The sequence below is a fragment of the Paraburkholderia ginsengiterrae genome, from assembly GCF_001645125.1.
Classification (GTDB): Bacteria; Pseudomonadota; Gammaproteobacteria; order Burkholderiales; family Burkholderiaceae; genus Paraburkholderia; species Paraburkholderia ginsengiterrae.
Genome location: NZ_LXKA01000192.1, coordinates 1 through 478, shown reverse-complemented (window position 1 = coordinate 478; position 478 = coordinate 1). Strand labels below are relative to the sequence as shown.

Annotated in this window: 1 protein-coding gene; it reads right to left on the bottom strand. The window is 67.8% G+C overall.

Annotation, left to right across the window (positions count from 1 at the left end):
- Positions 1 to 145: 145 nt before the first annotated feature.
- Positions 146 to 478: BON domain-containing protein (locus A6V37_RS41370; RefSeq protein WP_482194148.1), on the bottom strand; the 333-nt coding region annotated here is incomplete at its 5' end.

The following is a 478-nucleotide window of genomic DNA, read 5'->3' as shown; positions in this document are numbered from 1 at the left end:
GACGGTGCAGCGAGGGTCGCTATACGTGGGCGACGTGCGTGAGGCCGGCGAGGGAGTGAGGCGACTCGATGGTGGCTGGAGAAGCAGGACGTGGGAGAGCCGGGGAGCGCGGGGGGTGAGGAAAAGGGGGGGCGGGAGCGGCGGGTCAGGCATGGTGTGGGGCGTCGGCGAGAAGGACGGGCGGCAGGCGGGAGGCGGGGGGGGCTGAGTAGATGGTGAGGGACGTGAGCGCGGGGCAAGTCAGGAACAGATGGCGGAGCTGGGCGAGGAACTGGAAGTTGTTCGGCGGAATATGATTCGGGGGGAGCAGCGCGGTCGTGACGCGGGTGTCGGGGTAGGAGTCATTGGTGATCGACGAAAACGGGCTGGCCGGCATGATCGACAGTTCGTTGACGATGGTGTTGACGTTGTTCGGGCCGCGCACGACGTTCTCCGCGGGCTGCTTCGACACATCCCCCGCCACCTCGCCGGTCAGCAG